A 20,134-nucleotide genomic window follows, 5' to 3' on the forward strand; every position below is an offset into this window, starting at 1 on the left:
TTGTTTTAAAAATGGACTATTTTGAGTATATAGGCAGAAAAACAACTTGCAAGGTGAGGAGACAATGACGATGTTTGAAGAACTGTAAAAAAAGGGCTCCTTGTTCTCTTTCCTCTTCTGCAGGTAATAGAAGGAACACTTACTTTCTGATAAAAATAGCCCCCGCGAGATGGCCTGTTTAGTATGGATTGAATAGTTCCACTCGTGATACAAAGTATCTCTTTATTCATATGCATAAACTTTTTTATACTTACTTATAAACATGTCAGTAACAATCTCATCAAAACCTGCTTTCCAGTTCATAAATGGTTGATCAAAATCCTTAATATAATCTAGAAAAAGGTTGTATATCTCCATCCCTTTACCAGTTTTTGAGGTTGAGATTTTTTTTATTATATTCTTTATCTCCATTTTGTTTTTAGAATTAAGAATTCCAGAAGAATAAATATCATGTATTAGGTAAAAGTAGCCAGAGGTTAGCACATCATCAATTTCATCGAAATTAGTCTCATCGCTTTTCCTTTTTTTATTTGTAGAGAACCTTGTCTTAATCTCTAGAATACTATTAAAGATTATTTCATTAATTTTATCTATGATATCTCTGTAATAGATATTACCATCTCTTTTATTGATAATATAAAAGGTAATAACAGAAATAGCAAAATAATCTTTGTTTTCTTTTAATGAATTTAAAAAGTATGAAGGAGGTAAATTATTTTCATTAAAAGTTAGAATTAGTATAATGTTGAGTAAGTCAACAAACTTATCCTTATTAAACTTGAGTACATTAAATAATTTCATGAATATCAAATCATTTATATCAAAGTTAGCTTTTTCCGCAGATTTTTTCATCATTAAAATTATTCTACTTAATTTAAATACATTTTCAGATTTTAAAGAATATGTAAGTAAAAATGTAAAAAGATCAATTAACCTCGAAAAGTGGAAATATAAAAGTTCTTCATCATTTTTTGCTTCTATGTTCTTAATGATTTTTTTTATTTTTTTCTCAAATGAACTAATAGAATATGAAACAATATACTTACCATGTTCGTTGTATTCATGAAGCAATAATCTAATATTTTCATAGAAATTGTCATAACAAAACCTTGTTGCTTCTATTTCGGTACTGATCAAATAGTTAAAAATCGTTTGTAGCTCTTTTTTTAATTTTGGAACCCATAAATGATTTCTTAAAAACGGTCTTTTTTCAATTACCTTTTTATTGTCATTAATACTTAGCTTGTAATCAAGACTTATTATCTTGATTTCATTTTCAATTAGTTCACCGACATTAGAATCATTATAGAAGATAAAAATGTCATCTATAAACCGTACTATTTCATAATCTCTTTTAAAAATAATTCCCTGTTCTAGAAGCTTAGAATAAAGAGTATTGTCTAGCCTAGTTAATACGAATTCCGCAAGTGTCCTAGAGAATTCAGGTCCAACAACAATACCATTTGTCTCGTTATAATTTATTGTTTGTGCAACTTTGTCTAATAGGCCAGAAAACCTTTCAAGGCTATTATCAAGGTTTTCTTTTGCAATTTCTTTATCACCTAGGTATGCCCAATCAAGTGAATGAGTATAAATACTATCAAAACATTGCTGATAGTCTAATTTAGTTAGAAACCTATATTTTACTTCTATATGCTTCAAATAATACGATTTGTAGAAATCTGTTATTTTAGGAAACCTACTTAAATTAAAATAATTCTTTATAAATTCTTCTCTTATATTCTCATTATTTTCAGACGTAGAATCTAATACCCATGTTGTTTCTTCTAAAAATTTTTCAGGTATTTTTTTTTGGAAGTTATTTATTCCATTCGGATATCTGATAGAAAATAAATTGTTTTGAACAAAAAAATTGATTATTACACTGTCATATACCTCTATAAATTTTGTAATTTGCAATTGTGCTAAAGGATGTACTAATCTCATCTTCCTCTTTTCAGAATCGTTTTTATTAATTAAGAAAGTATACGGTACTGTATATCGCAAAAGATTTTTATTAGTCTTACTATCCTTAAATGTAATTGAATTCCAATCTTCTATATTATTTACTATATGTTCATAAAGTTTTTTATTCGAGAATATTATTGGTAATTCTACTGGGAGAGTATCAGTTAATAATGCTACTGGTTTTTTCCTACTTTTCATTAAATTTCACCTACTGTATAGAAATTACATCAAATAGATAATATAATAAAAAAAGGGGTTGTGGAAGGTACTTGTATATTCATAGTATATAATTTATTTCTGCAGGTATATTATGTAATATACTTTTTTTGTTATAAACATAAAACATCAAGAAATCTACATAATATAGAACTTTGTTTGTGATAACCTGGGTCATTTCTCGGCAATACACAATAAAAACTTACTTTCCCTCCCCTTTTTTTAGGAAGGTGATAACTTGTATAAAAATTTTACTTATTCTACATTAGAGTCATACTTTAACTATTTAAAGCCTACGCTAAAGGTTGGATTAGATCGGATTTCTGCTGATAATTATGAGAGTAATTTAGAAGAAAACTTAAATATTATTCTTAGAAAAGTTAAAAATCGAACTTATAAGTTCACTAAGCTAAAACAAGTTACTAGAAATAATCGCACTGTTAATATTCCTACTATCCGAGACCGTATATTAATAGAATATTTAAAAGATAAAATTAAACAAAAGTATAAAATCAAACCCAAAAATAGAAATGACATAATTAATAATTTAATAAACATCCTTTCAGAGGACATAGATTATTATGTTATTAAAATAGATATAAATAATTTTTTTCCTTCAATTTCTATAAATGAGCTGAAACAAAAATTTGAAACCAGTTCATTACTTCAAGCTAATGAATACTACATTTTTACTCAATTATTAAATGATGCTAAAAATGGCCTTCCGCAAGGATTATCTATTAGTAATTATTTATCTGAATTATTCCTTGAAAATTTAGATATGAAACTAAAAAGAGTGCACCCAAGAATTTTACTTTATTCAAGATATGTTGATGATATTATTTTAGTTATAACGGGTAAATTAAATAAAAATGAAAAAGTCAACTTACAGAAGTATATAGAAAAAATATTTATTTCTTTTAATTTACAGCTCAACAGAACGAAGACTAAGTATATAGAACTCTTAAAAGGATCTAAGAGTGACATGTTTGAATATTTAGGATATTCTTTCCAACGACTTAAAAAAAATAAAACCTCTAATTTAAATATCAATATTAGCAAAAGCAAATTAAAGAAGTATTATAAAAAAATTGATTATTATATCTATGATTTCCGTAGAAACCCAAATATTGATTTACTATTCGAAAGACTCGTTTCATTTACCTCCATTAATAAAATTTCTAAACAAAAAATTTATTTAAGAAAGAATACAGAACTTGGTTTTAAAAAATCAAATATTACATTTGGTTTAATTGAGGACTATAAGTTTGCAAACGATGATAGCTTTAAAAAAATCGATACATACCTAACGCATAAAATTTACCATCTTAAAGTTAAATACGGAAATAATTTCAGCAAACTCCATAGTCTGTCTGCAGTAAGATCAAAACAGAAACAAAAGCTTATTAATTTTAATAAAATACCCTTATATACTGTTCGAAGTAAAGTATATAAAATGGATAAAAATTTAACCTACAGGCAAGTGTTGTCTATGGATAAAAAAACATTATTACAAAGGTACTTCAATTTATTACAATTAAAAAAAGATTAAAATGATGGATTAAATTATTCACCATGTTTTTGGTTTTTTCATTTCTTTAACTGTCTTTTCAATGTTAAATATCTGTCGATTTACTTATTCTCTGCTCAAAAACAAAAAATTATTTATCTTATGGGATATAATATAACAAGCAAGTAGCTCAAATGCCAGAAGATTAACCTCCATTAATTAAATCACTATTACAGTCTATAAATACAAAAAACGTCAATCCATATTGTGATTGATGTTTTTTGTATTTATAGACGCTAATTTTAATATACTATCAGCTATAACGCTTGTGCCGTTAACAAAGCTTGCTTCATCTGATGTCAAGACTAGGGCAACCTTCGCTATTTCCCCTGGTTCTCCTGCACAAGGATTTAAATTTATACCAGCCATCGCTCTTTCCATATCCAATGGATTAAGTGCAATTAATTATATTACGGTAAACGCCGAGGTTTACAAATTGAAACCCGACATGTTTCTTGAATCCAATCACAACATGTTTAGCAGTTGTCATATAGGTAGCACTCGCATGTGACCTCTGTAGTCTTTCTGCGGAAGTGATTTTTACAATTACGACACTTTTTTAGCCGTAAATATCGGAATAATGCCCCTACTTGTTCTCATTGAACCTGTTGTATTAATAGCGAAGACTCGTTCCAAAAGTTTATCGGTTAAATCTGCTGCGGAAACAAATTTATCAATGATGCCTGCGTCATTAACAACCAAAATGTCCACTGTACCCAACTCTTTAAAAGTAGTATCACAAGCGATAAATGAAAGGATCACAATCAGCAGTAATACGCCCGGTTACATAGCTGGGATTATCAGGCCTAAAAAGGGCTGAACCAAAGAAAGTGTAATATGACCTTTTGTTTAACCCCTTTTAGCTCTTTTTATATTTTCTCCATAAAATCAACTAACTCAAATATTTCTTTAGAAACTCTTTGTACAGTTTCTAAATCTTTAATGCTTCTTATCTTAAACTGCTGATTTAGTTCTTCTAAAATCTGCTCTTTTTGATTTAATAATTTGTTTTCAGTCTGAAAACTAAAAAAGTCCTCAATACTTATATTCAAAGCAAATAAAATTTTTTCTAAAGAAGCTAAAGAAACATTTCTTTCTCCTCTTTCTAATCCGCCAATATAATCACGGTGAACCCCTGCCTTTTCCGCTAAGTCCTCCTGTGTAAGCGATTTGGCCTTCCTAATTGAGCGAACTTTTTTTCCGACAAAGCTAAGTAAGTTCTCCATTTGACCACCTCATTCTAAGCGTAGATGAGATAGCCTAAGAGTTACATACACATATAATACTATATTTAACCATTGAATATAATACTTATAAGTATTATATTGACTTTAAATTGTGACTTGCCAACAACTTAGAAAAAAGGAGATTACATATGCACAAATTAGTCAATCCCATAGTTATCGAAAGTGTTATTCAATGTAAAATGCGAGGTAAAGTGGCTTATCAAAGCCATTTCTCTTCTATAGATGCTTTAAACATAACCTATGTAAAACCTTTCGATGATCCGTCTGGAAAAGGATATCAACGCCCGGTTGATCCCAAACGTTGCAATGATTTTGCTCTTTACCTATCTCAAGGAGATAATGCTTTATTTACGCCTATTTTGCTAAATACAGCAGGAGAATGGGAATTTACACCTTACGATAAACTACGTCCTTCTTACGGACGTTTACTTTGTTATGCGAAAGCTTCCCTTATGGATGGACAACACCGTTTAGGGGGAATTAAGCGATACTTTCAGGAAACGAATTCAAATATTAACGTTCCATTTTTGGCATTTCATTATCTCGATGAAGATGAAGAAGTTCAGCTATTTGATATTATCAACACTAAAGCAAAAGGTATCGGTTCATCATTGAGCAAATATTTACGTCGTGATTCAGATGATATCAGCTGGGTGGCCACGGAATTAATTGTACGACCAGATAGTCCTTTCCATAATATAGGCAGCGTTATTGGAAAGCGTACAAAAGGCAGGCATATTACGCTTCAAAACTTGCATAAAACGCTCCATTTTCTTACAAAACAAGAACATATTGCTGCTTTAAACAAAGAAGAAAAACTACGTTTAGCATACAGCTATTACGGAGCAATAAAAGAGACATTTCCTAAGGAATGGCTTGATTATAAGGGGTATAGAATTACACATATCGTTTGCCTGGACGCTCTTTCTATAGCTGGCGCTTCTTTGATGAGCGCTTGTGTATCAGAAGAAAATAAAAAAGTCGATTATACTCATATCTATAAATCAGTGAAGAAACTTAAAAAAATAGATTGGTCTACCGAGGGGAGTCTGAAATACTTAAAAGGAATTACAGGCTCAAAAACTTTGGCTCCTGATTTAGCTGCATTACTTGTTACACCTCATCCATAAATTTATTACTTTTCAAGTTAATCAAAGAGGTATTACTGATAGTGTAAGAAATACCTCTTTGATATTATCAGTAAATAACTATCTACTGGCTGAATAGCTACGAAAAGATGTACCTTGATTTCTGAAAAATAGAGGGATACAAACTTGAAAAATTATTAAATTTTGATAGAGAAAAGTAAATAGGAGGTCTTATAATAAATTAAAAAGTAGAATTTTTGAGGTGAAGAAGTGGATAACTTGAGACAAAAGCAAATTGCTTCCGAAAGAGCATGTGTTACTAAGGTTAATTCAGTAGTTGGAAACTCCTTTAAAGGTGAGTTTATAGAGTTTCCCCATCGCATTGATAATGGGTTTGATGGTGCCATAGTTTGGCAAGAAAACGGGAACATTATAGATGTTATTTACGTCCAATGTAAGGGTGGCGATAGTTACCTTCCCAAAAACACCTCCGAAAAATTTAGAATACAAAATATGACGAAAGAAAGTGTTAAAGCTCATAAAAAGGTTTGGGATAGCGTTGTAGGACCAGCCATACTAGTAGTAACTAATTCTAATAACAAGGCTTGGTGGATTGATCTTAAAAGCAAAGAGAGTTTTGATGAGTCAGGAGAGATTCTATATTGTAATCCAAATAACATCTTTAATGGTAGTGCCAAAAATAAAATAAAAAATTTAATTAGCAAGAGTATAGATAAATATAGTATTCCTAGGTTACTAGTGAAGAACGATATACTTCCAAATTTGCTTAGTAATGTACCTTTAAAAAAGATTTCCCAAGATTTATATGATCATTTTAAGGAAAAGAAAATGCAATCTAAATGTCCGGATTTACATATGAATATTGAGTTTACTAGGGTAGGGTGGAGGCATATAACTAGAAAAAAAAGAAACAAGGGGAGGATAATTCAATCTTTAATTTTATTACCCCTAGTCCCGGATATTATTGAGAATGCTACAGAATATGAAACAATAGATGCAAAATATTATAAGGATAAAAAATTAAAGAATAAAGTAATTATAGATAAATTAATTATAAAGGCACAATGCAGTTTTAATTATAGGTTTCCATCAATAATAAAAATCGTTCTATTAAGGAAAAGAGTAATTACCCCATCAGAGATACAACAAAGAATATGGTTCTATTCAATTTACGAAGCAAGAAGAAAAGGGAATTTAGAGGATTTATTGAGGTAGAAGCTAACTAGGCAGATTAACCGCTTACGCATGCAGCCTAATTAACATTGCAATTAGACCCGCGTCCTTTGATGCCTTTTATTATTGACTGGGCATCATTACAGTCTCAACCTAAGTTAGCCTCTATTAACTTTATATAATTTCTTTTAAAAATAGTCAATGATTTATAATCGTAAATTATTAAATATATAAACGTGTTCTGATGTCTTAACGACTACAAATTTGGCTATACTGGCTCCTAAGATGATATCAAAGGAGCGATGGATCATGAGAAAAATCAAAATAACAGAAACCCACGGTTTTACCAGTGAAAGCTTGCGTCAAGAAGAAAGAAAAATGAAAGACGCGTTCTTTAAGCAGCGCCTTACGGCCGTTCGTCTCGTAATGGAAGGCTACTCGGCCACAGACGCAGCTGGTATTCTAGGCATTTGCCGTCAGTCTGTCTCTACCTATGTCAACATGTTCAATCGAAGCGGACTTGTGGAACTTCTTCACCGAGATTTCCCGCCGGGAAACAAACCGTATTTATCCGAAGAAGAACAAGCAGAGTTGAGACGCGTTTTGCTTGAGAGTACACCGAAGGAAGAAGGCATTGAACCTGCTGCTTCCTGGGATACCCGTATTCTTCAGGCTTTCTTAGAGGAAAGGTTCAGTGTCTCCATGTGTCGTCCCGCGGTCTTACGTATGCTGTATCGTATGGGATTTCGATATACACGTCCAGGTTACGCACTGGCAAAGGCAGATCCGGCAAAACAGAAAATGTTTGTACAGCAATTGGACATGATAAAAAAAACTGTTGGATGAAAATACGGTCCTGTTATCACAGGATGAGACCCCTATTCGAGCCTATCAAGCCCTGCGGGCTGTATGGGCACTAAAAGGCCACCAAAAGAAAATTCCTACGCTGGGTCACCATGCACAGGTTACTTTATTTGGAACAGTAGATGTTCAAACAGGTGATGTGTTTTGTTCGTCCGCTGACAGGTGTAATGCCGTTACTTTTTTGGCTTTTCTTAAAGAACTTGTTGCTCGTTATGCAGATAAATCGATTGTGCTTATCCTGGATAACGCTCGAATCCATCATGCGAAGCTTCTGCATCCCTTTTTAAAGCAGCACCGTCATCGTCTTTTTCTCTTGTTTCTTCCTCCATATTCGCCAGAATTGAATCCAATCGAAAAGCTATGGCGTTGGCTAAAGGATATGGTCATCGTCAATCGATTCCATAAAAATGAATCGGAGATTCGCTCATCGGTTTCTGATTTTCTTACGTTTATTCAATCCTGCCCTGAAAAAGTATTAGCTAGGATTGGATGTTTGGAACGTTAAAGGCTTAGAGCATGTTTATATAGTTAAAAACTATAAAAAAGCCGCTAAAGAGCGGCTTTTATTCATTCAATGCTGATTCTACTGCTTGATTTAATTGTAATAGGTCTGAACCTGCTCCTAGTAAAGCGGTTCTTAACACAATGATTATTTATTTATTTATTTATAGAGGAAAAACGGGAAAACTTAATTTTTTCCTTGCTGGAGTACTTTTACTAAAAAACACAATCATATTTAATTTTTTGGTTTACCGTTACTTATGATACGGTTCTCCGTATCACCTTTAAAGTAAAAAATTACAGCATCCCATTATTCGATGCCCCAATTTATGTCGATTGAACGTTAAGACTGGCCCCATACACTGTCTCGTGTGCGGCACGGCGATGACCGCTGGCCGTAGGATGGGACGGTTTCCGAACGAATCCATCAGGCGGCCGCTACGCCGACATTCTCAAGAAATTCTTCCGCAGCGTCAACGACTGCAGGTTCGGTAGGGTCAAGCCCCTTCGCGACCAGCTGACGGTGGTGTAGGCCCGGATCGACACTACGGAGGAAATGATCTGCAAGTTATTTTGTGGGATGCCTGAGCAACCTGAACAAAGCGACTAGTCTTCAGTGTCAAGCTCGAAACTCGAGCTCTAGGACGATCAGACCTATAGCGAAGGGGGCTCTCCTTTTAAACACAGGAAGCTCCCAAAGCTGAAGAAAAATGTAAGAATTATTATATAATTACACCAGATGCAACTACGTCCGTTCGTAGTTGCTAACTGATCCTCTTGGTTCTCTGTGCATGCCTTTATTCCTCATTTCCCCCTTAACTAGAGAGGGAATCCCCTTCCAATTTAAAACTGTTCCTGCATACTTAAAAACCAGTTTTCCTTAGTGCATTCATAGCTTCCACCTCAGCAGCATCGGATGAAATCCCTGTAGCAGTAAGTACTGTCATCCATATCTGATATTCAGCTAATTTCTGCATTCCTCCAACATAACAATTTCTAACCAACAGATACAGTGAGTTAGAATGTCGATGACGAAGACCTGTATCCTTTATAATTTCCAACTTCTTTAACCCATCACCATGAGATGTTACCCAGACGTAGTTCCAAGAGTTACTTTGGACACCATTGTCTTCAAAAGTTTTTTGGTAAGAATACAACTGACTTTCAGTCTTGGCTTGTTTGAAAGCCATTAGCAATTCTTCTGCCAAAATCGCTTCAACAACAAGCATCGTCACTGGCGGTCGATCTTCAAAAGGGTGTCCCCCGTGTCCAATTCCAATGTCTGTCTTTATGCCCTTTGTCAAAACGCTGTAAATGTATTTAATACAGTTCTGCTGCCACGTCTGAGGATATTCCTCGCTAGTGAAGCATGAGAAATATTTGTACAAGGACTGTAACTGTTTTCTGCATGCATCTTGGGCTTGCATCAAAAGGCGGTAACCATCTACTGTCTTGACCCGATTATGTCTTGGTTTTGAATCTCTAAACTGTGAAAAATAATTATCATTTTTCGAATCCTCTTTATTGGTTAATCCACCAAGCAGGCTTACAAGGAAATCAATAACTACGTTTGACGAAACATCGGCTTCTTGTATCGTTGCCGATAACTTTGCTTTCAAGTCTGTCGATTCCTCTGCTTGAAAGGCTCGACATATTTTGTCCTCGAAGCGCTGTTGAAACATGATTTCGGACTGGGAGCTCTTTTTATCCTTCATGATGGGAACACCCAATACCGACTCCGCTGGCTGCAAGACATCCAATGAAGATTCAATAATGCGACCTTTGAGACCAGTGAAACAATCCTCAAATCGCTTCATTGCTCTTTCCGCAGCCGCCTGCATCTGGATATATTCGTCCTCATCGTCGCAACTTGAATTTGTCCGGTACAAGAAGCAAGCCTTACTGGATGCAACAAGTGGTGCCATTGCTTCAACTAATGTTGAAAAACTTTTCTTGGCTTCATCCATACCGCTATCAGCTAAAACAAATAATACAAGATCTGCTTTCTCAATTGGAACCACTCCATAGTTTTCAGCAACTCCGGGAGTATCGGTAATAATTAAATAATCCAGATTGTTGGCTCGCATGATCCGCCGAGCAAAATCGCTAGGCGGGGAGAATATCTCAATATAGTGATAATGTTCTCCTTTTTCCCCGTTCCATCCTTTTTCACGACACTCTCTCAAGTAGTCGTTCACTTCGTTAAGAAAACGTGTCAACCTTTCAGGCGTAAGGGGAGACTCCATACCATTCATAGTCTCGTCAGTTGAATGAAAAACAGCGAACCCTTCATCTAAATTTTCCCATACTACATTTTGAACTTCGCATTGTGTGAAGTCGTCCCCTTCACGACTACAAGCAGTACGGTAGCCATATGTATCAGCCGAAAACATAGAGATAAGAAAGCTTTTACCCACACGAGGGCGACCACACACGGCTAAAACTTTAAAACGCCCACTCTTGGGATTAGGCAAATGACGACGTGCTCCTTTACGTCCATGTGCCTCCATCCATGACTCAACTTCGCTAATGAGAAACAGTGGGGTAGCCGTTAACTTCTTGACTGGTTCAGGAAAATCATCGTATCGGTTCCGCAAATTTGATAAGCCTGCTGTACTCATCCCTAATAACTCAGCAGTCTCCTTAGCTCCGGCAATCTCGGATAATAATATTTTATCTGTCAAAAGTAGCACCCCTTAAACTTTTGCTCACGTTATTTTGTGAGCGTTGTTAAAAAAATTATAAGCAGATGCTCACACCTTGTCAATGAATAAGCTCTAATGTTTGTACGAAAAGGAAGGAACTCAAAATGGCCTCAAATTCCACTGGAGAATGAGTCCATTTTTTCAACCATTTTCCGTTAAATGTGGGGTTACAAAATTTAGAATGACCTTTGGAACAGCCCCTGTACCAAGTTGTTGTGCATGAGTAATTGGAGACCTTTCTCCGCTAAAGTTGATCAATCCAAAATCGCAGCTTTGGTTGTGTGCTGAAAGACCAACCGGGAGCTAAATGGGCAAGAATACTGCTTAAATGAAAGACTGTCGACGTACTTTGTCGACAGTCTGAAGTATAATTTTTATTACCTAAATAATCCAAAACACATGAATTATTAATTCAGCATTATACTATTTATTTTTTCAGTAAGCTCTTTAATACTTTTTTATTCGTTCCCTCTATGAAATACAAACTTTTATCTTCTTCCCATGATTGTTTTGACCAAGCAATCTTCCCTTTTAGCCTGGAAACATATCTTTCATACAAATCGGGATCAAACTTGCACCGTGAAAATACTAATGGAAAGTTTAACAAAATGGCTCCTAATCCTAGCGTCTTAGCTAGTTGCGATTTTTTTACCTTTAATACATTGTGTGCATGTTTTTTTTGGTCCTCGATGTTATCAACATTTTCAAGTACAGGCCAATCTGTGTAATGCAAAATAAAAGTACATAGTTTTACAGCGTAATTGTGCAGAGGTGTGCAATAAAAAAGGACTTGCTAGCCCCGCTATTCCCCTTTACTGTTTTTGGTGTCGAATCAAACAACAGGTGGAGGGAACGGAAAGGATGCTAGCAATGTCCGATATTAAGTCTATCAAACATTTACGTAATACAAAAGAGTTATCGATCTCAAAAATAGCAGAGACTTTTAAAATCAATTGGCGTACGGCGAAAAAGTATGCAGATGAAGAACAACGACCCCAGGAGAAGATGGTCATACGCCGTGGCATGATGTATGAGGAGAAGTGGGGAGAGATTGTATCCGATTGGCTGTTTGAAGACAGTAAGCTTCGCCGTAAACAGCGACGTACCTCCAAAGCTATTTTCCTGGCTCTCAAGGAGATCGGATTTCCCGGTTCATACCGTACGGTATGTATGTTTATAGCGGAGTGGAAGTCCCGGCGGCTTTCTCAAGAAGAATATCAATCTTATGAAAGATTGGAACATCCTCCAGGAGAAGCGCAATTAGATTTTGGATTAATGGAAGTGGTAAAGGATCATCAATATGTGGATGTAAAAGTACTCGTACTATCTTTCCCTTTTAGCAACGTAGCTTTCGCTACGGCTTTGCCTGCTGAGAACACAGAGTGCTTCTTACATGGGCTTACACAGTTATTTATACAGGCTGAGGGTGTACCTACAACCTTACGGATTGATAACTTACCAGCTGCTGTCACTAAGCCAAAGCGAGGGGGAGAAAAAGCCGAACTAACCGATGCTTTCCTTCGTTTTCAAGCAGCTTATGGCTTTGAAGTACAGACGTGTAATCCATACAGCGGAAACGAAAAAGGCCATGTAGAAAATAAAGTCGGGTATATTCGATATAACTTTTTCTCTGTTCCTCCTGTGATGGCGAGCTATCAATCCATGAGTGAGAGGTTAACACAGCAGCTACAAAAAGACAGGGATCGTCCACATTACCGAAAAGGAACGACCATTGAAGCGTTATGGGGAGAAGAAAAACCGCATCTTCTTGCACTTCCGGAAGAAGATTATCCGATCTTCACATATGATACTGCACAGGTGAACAAATACGGGGAAATCAAATTGGATCAGGAGTGGTTTCGGATTCCGAAGGGAATGAAGCACAAACTTGTCCAGGTCCGTAAAGAGTGGGATCGGTTTACTGCCTATTCTCCTTTTGGAGAAGAACTTTACCATTCACCCCGGGCTTATATGAACAAAGGAAAACCAATCCCCTGGAAAGATATTCTGCATGACTGGAGAATAAAACCGGGCTCTGTTCTTTATTCCCGGCACTATAAGCACCTTCCGGTGCGTGTACAAGCTTATTTTAATGTAGAGAACATAGCAAAACGTAAGCAACGAGTCGAAGAAATTCTGCAGCTTCTCTCTCGCTACTCCATGGCAGATATTGAAGAACGATTTTATGAAATCACTCTTCTTTCTCATGAACAAACAGAACAAAACTTTGATGTGGACTGGCAGGCATATGACGCGTTAACTCCGCAGCGAGGAACGGAGGCAAAAGGATGAGCGAGAAACTTCGTAAACTCTGTAAGTCTCTCCGTCTTGCCTATGTCGCTGAAGTTTACGGAGAGGCACCTTTTGAACATCCGGAACTTTTCCTGCAGTATATTCTGGAACGTGAGCTTGAACTTCGTGAGAGAGCGAAAAGTGAGCGATTGATTAAGAAAGCGAAATTTGGAGAGCGCAAGACATTAGAGAGCTATCAATGGCATGAAAACATTCATTTACCGGCTTCGACAAATCGGGAGACTTTACTGTCCTTACGTTTTATTGATGAGAAGGAAAACGTAGTTTTAATCGGATCTCCTGGTACAGGAAAGACTCATCTAGCGACCGCACTTGGAATCGCTGGATGCCAAAAAGGAAAAGAAGTACGGTTCTTCCGCGCGGTTACGCTTGTAGAAAAATTAGAGCTGGCTTTAGCGCAAAAATCTTTGGCCTCCTTTCGGAAGTCGATAGAAACGTGCGATCTTCTAATTATTGATGAGCTCGGATATCTGCCTTTCAGTAAGGAGGCAGCAGAACTCCTTTTTCACATTATCGCTGAGTGTTATGAAAGGAAAAGCATAATCGTAACTTCGAATTTAGAATTTAGTCAGTGGAACCGTATCTTCTATGATGCACGTTTAACAGCAGCGTTAGTGGACCGTCTGGTCCACCATGCCCACGTTTTATCGTTTACCGGCGAGAGTTACCGACTAAAAAATGCCTTATCAAAAACGAGTTTGTAAGAAATATAAGGGCTGGCAAACCTGTGTAAAAAACATTGCATTTCTCTGCACTTTTCTATTGCAAAATACAGCCAATCATCACTAAAAATACTTTGGAAAGAACTAAGGTAATAATAGAGGGCATTAAATATCTCTTGTTCATTATACTCTTGTCGAAGTTTTACAACTATTAGATATAAAGCATCAACTAAAAAGCCTTGAGATACGGAGCCCTGTCCGGTACCAAGCATCCTTATTTGCCTATACAACGGAGACCCTTCCTGATCGTAAAATACCTTGCAAATTTTATGACAAAAAGTAATTACTTCGAGCTCCTCAGTTGCTACATTCTCTCGCTTTTCCAACTCAATAACTGATGCTAAATCATATATCATAGATTTATCTGTTTATCCACCTTCTTCTGGTGGCTATTTATTTCAGAAAATAATTTAGCAGCAACTGAATATGACACACCGAACAAAATTACTATTGGCAGTTCTATTTCATCTAATTCTGGATCATCACTTAGGAAAAGTGCAGTTAACCTATGCTGTCCATCAATAACAGACAGTTGGAAATCGTGTGGTATATCAAAACTACATAGCCCCAAGTCGTTTTCACACTTGATTAGATCCTCATATGTAAGATCTGATGCCCCCTCCTCAATTCGTGATAAAAACACTAAAAATTGCAGTTCGGAGAAATCTCCGAACTGCAATTTTATGAATTAAGTAGACTTTAAAATCAAATTAGTTCATTCATAGGGAAGTTTAATATATCATTTACAGAAAACCTAAGAGATTTACCATTTGCATTTATTCCTCTGATGGACAAATATGAATAAAATTCAGGGGAAGTCAAGATTTCTTCTGCTACATCTAAATTCTTATCAGCTAACGGTATGATATAAAATCCAGAATAAGGTATTGTATTTTTATCTAGTCGATAGACTCTAACCTCATTTGTGATTACTGAAGATACTAAAATCTTTTCTTGATTTAAATGTGGAAGAGCCTGGCTTCTACCATATTCAAACCATTTCGCAGATTTATCTGATTTCCTTTTTTCCAATCTTTCAGAAACACTTAATAAATATTCGTATGCACCTGGATAATTAAGTTTAAAATCTTTTTCTTCATACTTTTCCAATTTACTATTTTTATAAGTATATGGGAAAATAATATATTCTTCTCTATTTAGCGAATAATTTCTAGGGCTAGCAGCACAACGAAGCACTCCCTTTTCTATATGAAAACCTTCTATTTCTATAAAGTACTCATTCTCATTTAAAATAGCCCTCTTGTCAATCACATATACTTCATTTAATAAAGTCGCTACACTGTTAGATACTTTATAAAAATCCCCGAACTTTTTAGAATTTTTGTAATCATAAGGACTTACATTAGATGAAAATAACCATTTATCTATTAACTGCATTTTATCAATTAAAAGAACTTGATCGTTATCAACATCGTAATATCTTAATGAATTCCCTTGTCTTTTATTATTTAAACATATAATTGCTGGTGAGGTTAGGATATCTTTACCAAAAATGGAACTCTCCCTATAATCATATATTTTTTCAAGAGTATTCTTCATAATGTCCCTTATTCTTTTACCGAATACATTTTTAAAAATACTATTTGGGATTATATAAGACATTCTACCGTTATTACTTAGCTCTTTTATACTTTTCTCAATGAATGCGTAACAATAGTCAAATTTCCCTTGAAAACATGATGAAAAATTTTGTTTTAGAAACATTCTATCTTCTAAAGTTAAACCTTGATACATAATATAAGGAGGGTTCCCTACAATAAAATCCATTTTTTCTTCAAGATTATATTTTAAATAATCCGTATTATTAATTTTCCACTTTACCCCTTTTATACCATACTTACTAACTTCCCTATTTAAATTCTTAATACAACTGTCACTAACCTCCTTATCAATTTCAAAACCCAGTATATATTTCTCTAAATCTTCTTTTATTTTTTCAGTTGAATGATGTAGATTTATCGATGCTTCAATATATCTTTTCACAATTTCTATTAAAATATTCCCTTCACCACATGAGTTTTCTAAAATATATTTACCAACTATTTGTTTCCCTTCATAATCTATAGCATCTAACATTTTTTTTACATATGGTTCAGGGGTGAAAATTTGACATTTATTATTCACAATATTTCACCAACAACAAAAATTAGATTAATAGTTTTTTCTTCTTTTACTCTCAATTTTAAGAATAAGCTTTTGAATTTCATTAATAATTGACTCTCCTTCATACCTATCACAAAAATCTTTCATTTCCATTAGCAAATAATCTAATCTTCTTAACTGATTGTCCAATTTTAATTTAGTATAAAATTCTTTAATAACATTATTATTAACATATTCATTATTAATCTCTATTGAAAAATCAGTTTTTCGATTAAATATTAAAGACAACTGATTATTATCTGGATGCAACATTTCAATAGACTCTGCATCACATAAGAAATCTAATTTACCTCTATTACACATTTTACAACTGTTAACTAAATTTTTTATTCCATGAATCTCTTTTTTATCATATCCTAAGTTTACATCCAAAACTGCTTTAGGTATAAAATGATCCACTTCAAAATTAGAAGAATTTATCACTTGTGTACTTATTCCACAATAAACGCATTTATCATAATAAATGTTTTTGAATTTTATGTTATAAAATTGTCCATTTTTATTAACATAGCTATATATATTCCATGCTCTAGGATAATTTAATTTAAAATCATCCATAAATTTTACCTTTTTATCTCCTAAAGAGTGATCATATTCATTATATGAAGTATTTCTATAATCCTTTATTTGTTTAGTTATCATACTTAATCTTAACCTCATTAAACAGTTCAATTAACTTATCCAAATCTTCTTTTTCAAATAAAGCTGTATCGTGAATACCTGCAATTGTAGTTTGTATTGTTCCTACTAATACAGGATCGACTTCATTGTCAAGAGTTAATTGATTTAAAACCTCAAACTCTTCAATTGTGGCTAAAATATTTCTCTTTAATATAGGTGCCAAAGCTTCATCATAGTACTCTTTAGATCTTTCTAAATTCATTGAGCCATTAGTTTGAAATTTTTTTAAAGTTAGAGAATCGGAATTGGTAGCATTTTGACTAATAACAATGGTTTTTATAAAAGGTAAAATTTGTCTTAAAATTATTTTAAATTGCTCTCCTGTAAATTTACTTAAGCTTGAATTTTCATTTTCAAATAACCGAGAATCAATAATTATGATGTTTGAGCTGTTTATCGTACTATTACTCAATAAGGTCTTATAATTATCTGTACTTTTAAATGTGTAATCTGAAAATGCCAAATGATATTTAAATTCATCCATTTGATTATAATCCTTACAAAATACATCCAAATATCTATCTAATATATTGTCTATTCTATCATCAATATAACAAATATTAATAATCTTCTTCATTTAGTACTTACCCCCTCAATGATAAATCTATATTAAAACCATCTTCTCCATATATTTCAATGACTTTTCCGTCATACATATGTAAAGTATTATTAACTATCCACATGCCTAATCCATGACCATCTTCTCTAGAAGTTTCGTGCACATCTAATATTCTCCCTGGATCGTTTTTATATTTCCTATGTAAACCACGCCCATTATCACTATATTTCAAGTTTATAAAATCTCCATTTACTTCTACTTCTATTTCTATTATTAATCTATCTTTCAATTCATTATGTTGAATACTATTTAATATCAAATTATCAAAAATAACTTCTAATACATCATCAGTAAATTTGTATTTTCTCGGAATTTCATTTATCTTAAAATTAAAATCAAGCCAATTATACTGCTGTTCCCATACATTTATTATTTTTGTTATCACACTTTCAATGGAATCGACATTAGAATTAAATTTGTTTTTTTCAATTTTATTAAGAATTACATCTAAAAAAGCTATCAATTTGAGATTTATTTCTTCTAGATTTTTCAAGGTTTTAGGTACATCCTTATAGGAAACTCTCGTATATTCATCTGAATTTAACTCTTCCCAAAATCCATATTCCTCCAAAGCACTAACTATATCTTGAAATCCCGTACTTAGTGCATTCCTTTTATTTTGTAATTCATGTGCAATAGCACTTGCTCTTAAACCTTGCGTAGCTAAAACATTTAAAATTCTAACATCATATTTATGTTTTTGCTCACTCTCTTTAAATACTTTTGATTGTTCCTTTGCCTCTCTCTGAATATCTTTTATTTCAGTAACTAGAGAAACAATTTCTTTTTTGGACATTTTTGTAACAGTAGATGGTCTTTTTAAAAATTGAATTAATTTCTTTTTTTCTTCTTTTTTCTCCTTATTTTCTGTATTCCTTTTTTCAACTATTTTTCTAATTATTGATTGCCGATGCTTTTCAAATCTACTTATCCCAAAATGTAAGATATCCTCAAAAAAATGGTAGAAATCATCTTCTTCTAAACCTTGTCTATTGGCTAAATCCTTCAAATTATGATTAATTACTTTATCAATTTTTACAAACCCAAAGATTTGATTTAATCGAACTCTCCAACTACCTGTTGGATGAGTGGCTGCTGCTGGAGATCTTCTAGCACGTGAAGCTATTTCAAGCCAATCCTTCTTCCCCTCAAGAGAAGAAATACTAAAATCATTCCTATAAAGGGCTATATTTGTATCTAAACCCTTTAATCCATTATATTTATACATAAATTTGTTTGCTACATCAGTAATTTGTTTTTCTAAACTAAAATAAAATTCAGCACTAAAATCACCTAATTGAGTTAGATAGAAATGTGAATTTTCAATTGTCTTAGCAATTTTTAATTCGTTTTCCATACTAAAAGTATCCTTATAATAATTCGCAGTATTAACATCTACTACACTTCCAATTTCTGGAGTAAATTCATCTGACTCTATAGTTACTGTTAATTCCATATTTTTACTATCATAATTTAATAATATCTTCGAACTATAGTTAATACCCATTTTTAAATCTTTAAATATGGACTGAATCTGATACGGTTTATCATCATTAAAATGAACAAATACTTTCATATCTTCACTTTTATAAGCTCTATTAAGAAATGTCTTTAAACTTTCTATATCCTTCAAACGCCAATTATCTCTCAAGTCTGTAATTTCTATACAAGTTCCCATTTCAACATCATCAGTTAATTCTTTAAAACCAGAAGTTATCCAATCAGTTTCCCAATGAACTGGATTATAATTTTCTTTCTTTGATATAATTTTTGCTCTATTACCCAATCTAGCTAATGCAAATCTTCCTACACCTTTTGATCCTGTTAAAATTCTATTATTATTTTTATCTTTATAGCCCTTATTGCTTTTTCCAACATGCATCCAATTTATCTTTATATCTAATTCATTCATTCCACTACCACTATCAATAATTTTTATATAACTATTATTAATGTAAATATCACAAGTCTTAGCTCCTGCATCATAACTATTTTTCAACAATTCGAAGATTGCTGATTCTTTAGTACTAAAGTTCTGCCTTCCCAACAATTCAGCAATTTCTCTATCTTCTATTGTAAATTTGAGATTTTTCACTTAATCACCCCAGTATACTAAGAATTTATATAAATAGATTTGCCCAAATTATTATATACTTTTATTTACGATTCATAGTTCTTTTTCATTATTTTACACTTATTTTACTATATCACGAGTGTTGATTAGCCAAAAAAAGTAAATAAAAAACGAAAAAGAGGCGCCTT

16 protein-coding genes are annotated in these 20,134 nt (G+C 33.3%); 7 read left to right on the top strand and 9 right to left on the bottom strand.

Features of this window, described 5'->3' with window-relative positions:
- Positions 1-222: 222 nt before the first annotated feature.
- Positions 223-2,166, bottom strand: coding sequence for an RNA-directed DNA polymerase (locus tag AB3351_RS10795; protein ID WP_371147142.1), 1,944 nt, complete (start codon positions 2,164-2,166; stop codon positions 223-225).
- A 256-nt stretch (positions 2,167-2,422) separates the two neighbouring features.
- On the opposite strand from AB3351_RS10795, the gene AB3351_RS10800 reads away from it, so the two are divergent.
- Entirely contained in the window at positions 2,423-3,736 is a 1,314-nt protein-coding gene (locus AB3351_RS10800; protein WP_371147143.1) for an RNA-directed DNA polymerase, read from the top strand.
- A gap of 564 nt (positions 3,737-4,300) precedes the next feature.
- Here AB3351_RS10800 and AB3351_RS10805 read toward each other — a convergent pair.
- Both AB3351_RS10805 and AB3351_RS10810 read right to left on the bottom strand, forming a co-directional pair.
- A complete protein-coding gene (locus tag AB3351_RS10805; RefSeq protein ID WP_371147144.1) occupies positions 4,301-4,516 on the bottom strand; it encodes an SDR family NAD(P)-dependent oxidoreductase in 216 nt (71 codons plus the stop codon).
- 107 nt (positions 4,517-4,623) lie between these two features.
- On the bottom strand, positions 4,624-4,980 hold the full coding sequence (locus tag AB3351_RS10810) for a helix-turn-helix domain-containing protein (RefSeq protein ID WP_371147145.1): 357 nt from the start codon (positions 4,978-4,980) through the stop codon (positions 4,624-4,626).
- A 149-nt stretch (positions 4,981-5,129) separates the two neighbouring features.
- Between AB3351_RS10810 and AB3351_RS10815 the strand changes: the two genes are divergently transcribed.
- From AB3351_RS10815 to AB3351_RS10830, 4 genes are all read left to right on the top strand, one after another.
- Positions 5,130-6,131: a DGQHR domain-containing protein gene (locus AB3351_RS10815; protein WP_371147146.1), complete on the top strand. Its 1,002-nt coding sequence runs from the start codon at positions 5,130-5,132 to the stop codon at positions 6,129-6,131.
- Between the two features lie 237 nt (positions 6,132-6,368).
- Positions 6,369-7,325 carry a DUF4365 domain-containing protein gene (locus AB3351_RS10820; RefSeq protein ID WP_371147147.1) on the top strand — a complete coding sequence of 319 codons (957 nt, stop codon included), beginning with the start codon at positions 6,369-6,371 and terminating at the stop codon, positions 7,323-7,325.
- A gap of 267 nt (positions 7,326-7,592) precedes the next feature.
- A complete protein-coding gene (locus tag AB3351_RS10825) occupies positions 7,593-8,129 on the top strand; it encodes a helix-turn-helix domain-containing protein (RefSeq protein WP_371147148.1) in 537 nt (178 codons plus the stop codon).
- The gene (locus tag AB3351_RS10830; protein WP_371147149.1) at positions 8,122-8,652 is read left to right on the top strand and encodes an IS630 family transposase; all 531 of its coding nucleotides are present in this window, start codon (positions 8,122-8,124) and stop codon (positions 8,650-8,652) included. Before AB3351_RS10825 ends, AB3351_RS10830 begins: the two co-directional genes overlap by 8 nt.
- Positions 8,653-9,511: 859 nt before the next feature.
- On the opposite strand, the gene AB3351_RS10835 is transcribed toward AB3351_RS10830, so the two are convergent.
- Positions 9,512-11,332 carry a helix-turn-helix transcriptional regulator gene (locus tag AB3351_RS10835; protein WP_371147150.1) on the bottom strand — a complete coding sequence of 607 codons (1,821 nt, stop codon included), beginning with the start codon at positions 11,330-11,332 and terminating at the stop codon, positions 9,512-9,514.
- A gap of 891 nt (positions 11,333-12,223) precedes the next feature.
- Here AB3351_RS10835 and istA point away from each other — a divergent pair.
- Both istA and istB read left to right on the top strand, forming a co-directional pair.
- On the top strand, positions 12,224-13,645 hold the full coding sequence (istA, locus tag AB3351_RS10840) for an IS21 family transposase (RefSeq protein ID WP_371147151.1): 1,422 nt from the start codon (positions 12,224-12,226) through the stop codon (positions 13,643-13,645).
- Positions 13,642-14,370: an IS21-like element helper ATPase IstB gene (gene istB / locus AB3351_RS10845; protein ID WP_371147152.1), complete on the top strand. Its 729-nt coding sequence runs from the start codon at positions 13,642-13,644 to the stop codon at positions 14,368-14,370. Before istA ends, istB begins: the two co-directional genes overlap by 4 nt.
- A 370-nt stretch (positions 14,371-14,740) precedes the next feature.
- On the opposite strand, the gene AB3351_RS10850 is transcribed toward istB, so the two are convergent.
- From AB3351_RS10850 to AB3351_RS10870, 5 genes are all read right to left on the bottom strand, one after another.
- The gene (locus AB3351_RS10850) at positions 14,741-15,031 is read right to left on the bottom strand and encodes a DNA sulfur modification protein DndB (protein ID WP_371147153.1); all 291 of its coding nucleotides are present in this window, start codon (positions 15,029-15,031) and stop codon (positions 14,741-14,743) included.
- Positions 15,032-15,093: 62 nt separating this feature from the next.
- Positions 15,094-16,533 carry an Eco57I restriction-modification methylase domain-containing protein gene (locus AB3351_RS10855; RefSeq protein WP_371147154.1) on the bottom strand — a complete coding sequence of 480 codons (1,440 nt, stop codon included), beginning with the start codon at positions 16,531-16,533 and terminating at the stop codon, positions 15,094-15,096.
- 27 nt (positions 16,534-16,560) lie between these two features.
- Positions 16,561-17,214, bottom strand: coding sequence for an HNH endonuclease (locus AB3351_RS10860; RefSeq protein ID WP_327885084.1), 654 nt, complete (start codon positions 17,212-17,214; stop codon positions 16,561-16,563).
- Positions 17,204-17,830 carry a hypothetical protein gene (locus AB3351_RS10865; RefSeq protein ID WP_327885083.1) on the bottom strand — a complete coding sequence of 209 codons (627 nt, stop codon included), beginning with the start codon at positions 17,828-17,830 and terminating at the stop codon, positions 17,204-17,206. Before AB3351_RS10865 ends, AB3351_RS10860 begins: the two co-directional genes overlap by 11 nt.
- 7 nt (positions 17,831-17,837) lie before the next feature.
- Entirely contained in the window at positions 17,838-19,967 is a 2,130-nt protein-coding gene (locus AB3351_RS10870; protein ID WP_371147155.1) for a sensor histidine kinase, read from the bottom strand.
- Between the last annotated feature and the right edge of the window lie 167 nt (positions 19,968-20,134).

The sequence above is a fragment of the Aneurinibacillus sp. REN35 genome (assembly GCF_041379945.2).
Taxonomy (GTDB): domain Bacteria; phylum Bacillota; class Bacilli; order Aneurinibacillales; family Aneurinibacillaceae; genus Aneurinibacillus.

What these genes read in the sequence shown, in the direction of transcription:
- AB3351_RS10795 (WP_371147142.1), bottom strand. Translation starts at nt 2,166, where the DNA reads ATGAAAAGTAGGAAAAAACCAGTAGCATTATTAACTGATACTCTCCCA.
- istA (WP_371147151.1), top strand. Translation starts at nt 12,224, where the DNA reads ATGTCCGATATTAAGTCTATCAAACATTTACGTAATACAAAAGAGTTA.
- istB (WP_371147152.1), top strand. Translation starts at nt 13,642, where the DNA reads ATGAGCGAGAAACTTCGTAAACTCTGTAAGTCTCTCCGTCTTGCCTAT.
- AB3351_RS10810 (WP_371147145.1), bottom strand. Translation starts at nt 4,980, where the DNA reads ATGGAGAACTTACTTAGCTTTGTCGGAAAAAAAGTTCGCTCAATTAGG.
- AB3351_RS10815 (WP_371147146.1), top strand. Translation starts at nt 5,130, where the DNA reads ATGCACAAATTAGTCAATCCCATAGTTATCGAAAGTGTTATTCAATGT.
- AB3351_RS10865 (WP_327885083.1), bottom strand. Translation starts at nt 17,830, where the DNA reads ATGAAGAAGATTATTAATATTTGTTATATTGATGATAGAATAGACAAT.
- AB3351_RS10860 (WP_327885084.1), bottom strand. Translation starts at nt 17,214, where the DNA reads ATGATAACTAAACAAATAAAGGATTATAGAAATACTTCATATAATGAA.
- AB3351_RS10825 (WP_371147148.1), top strand. Translation starts at nt 7,593, where the DNA reads ATGAGAAAAATCAAAATAACAGAAACCCACGGTTTTACCAGTGAAAGC.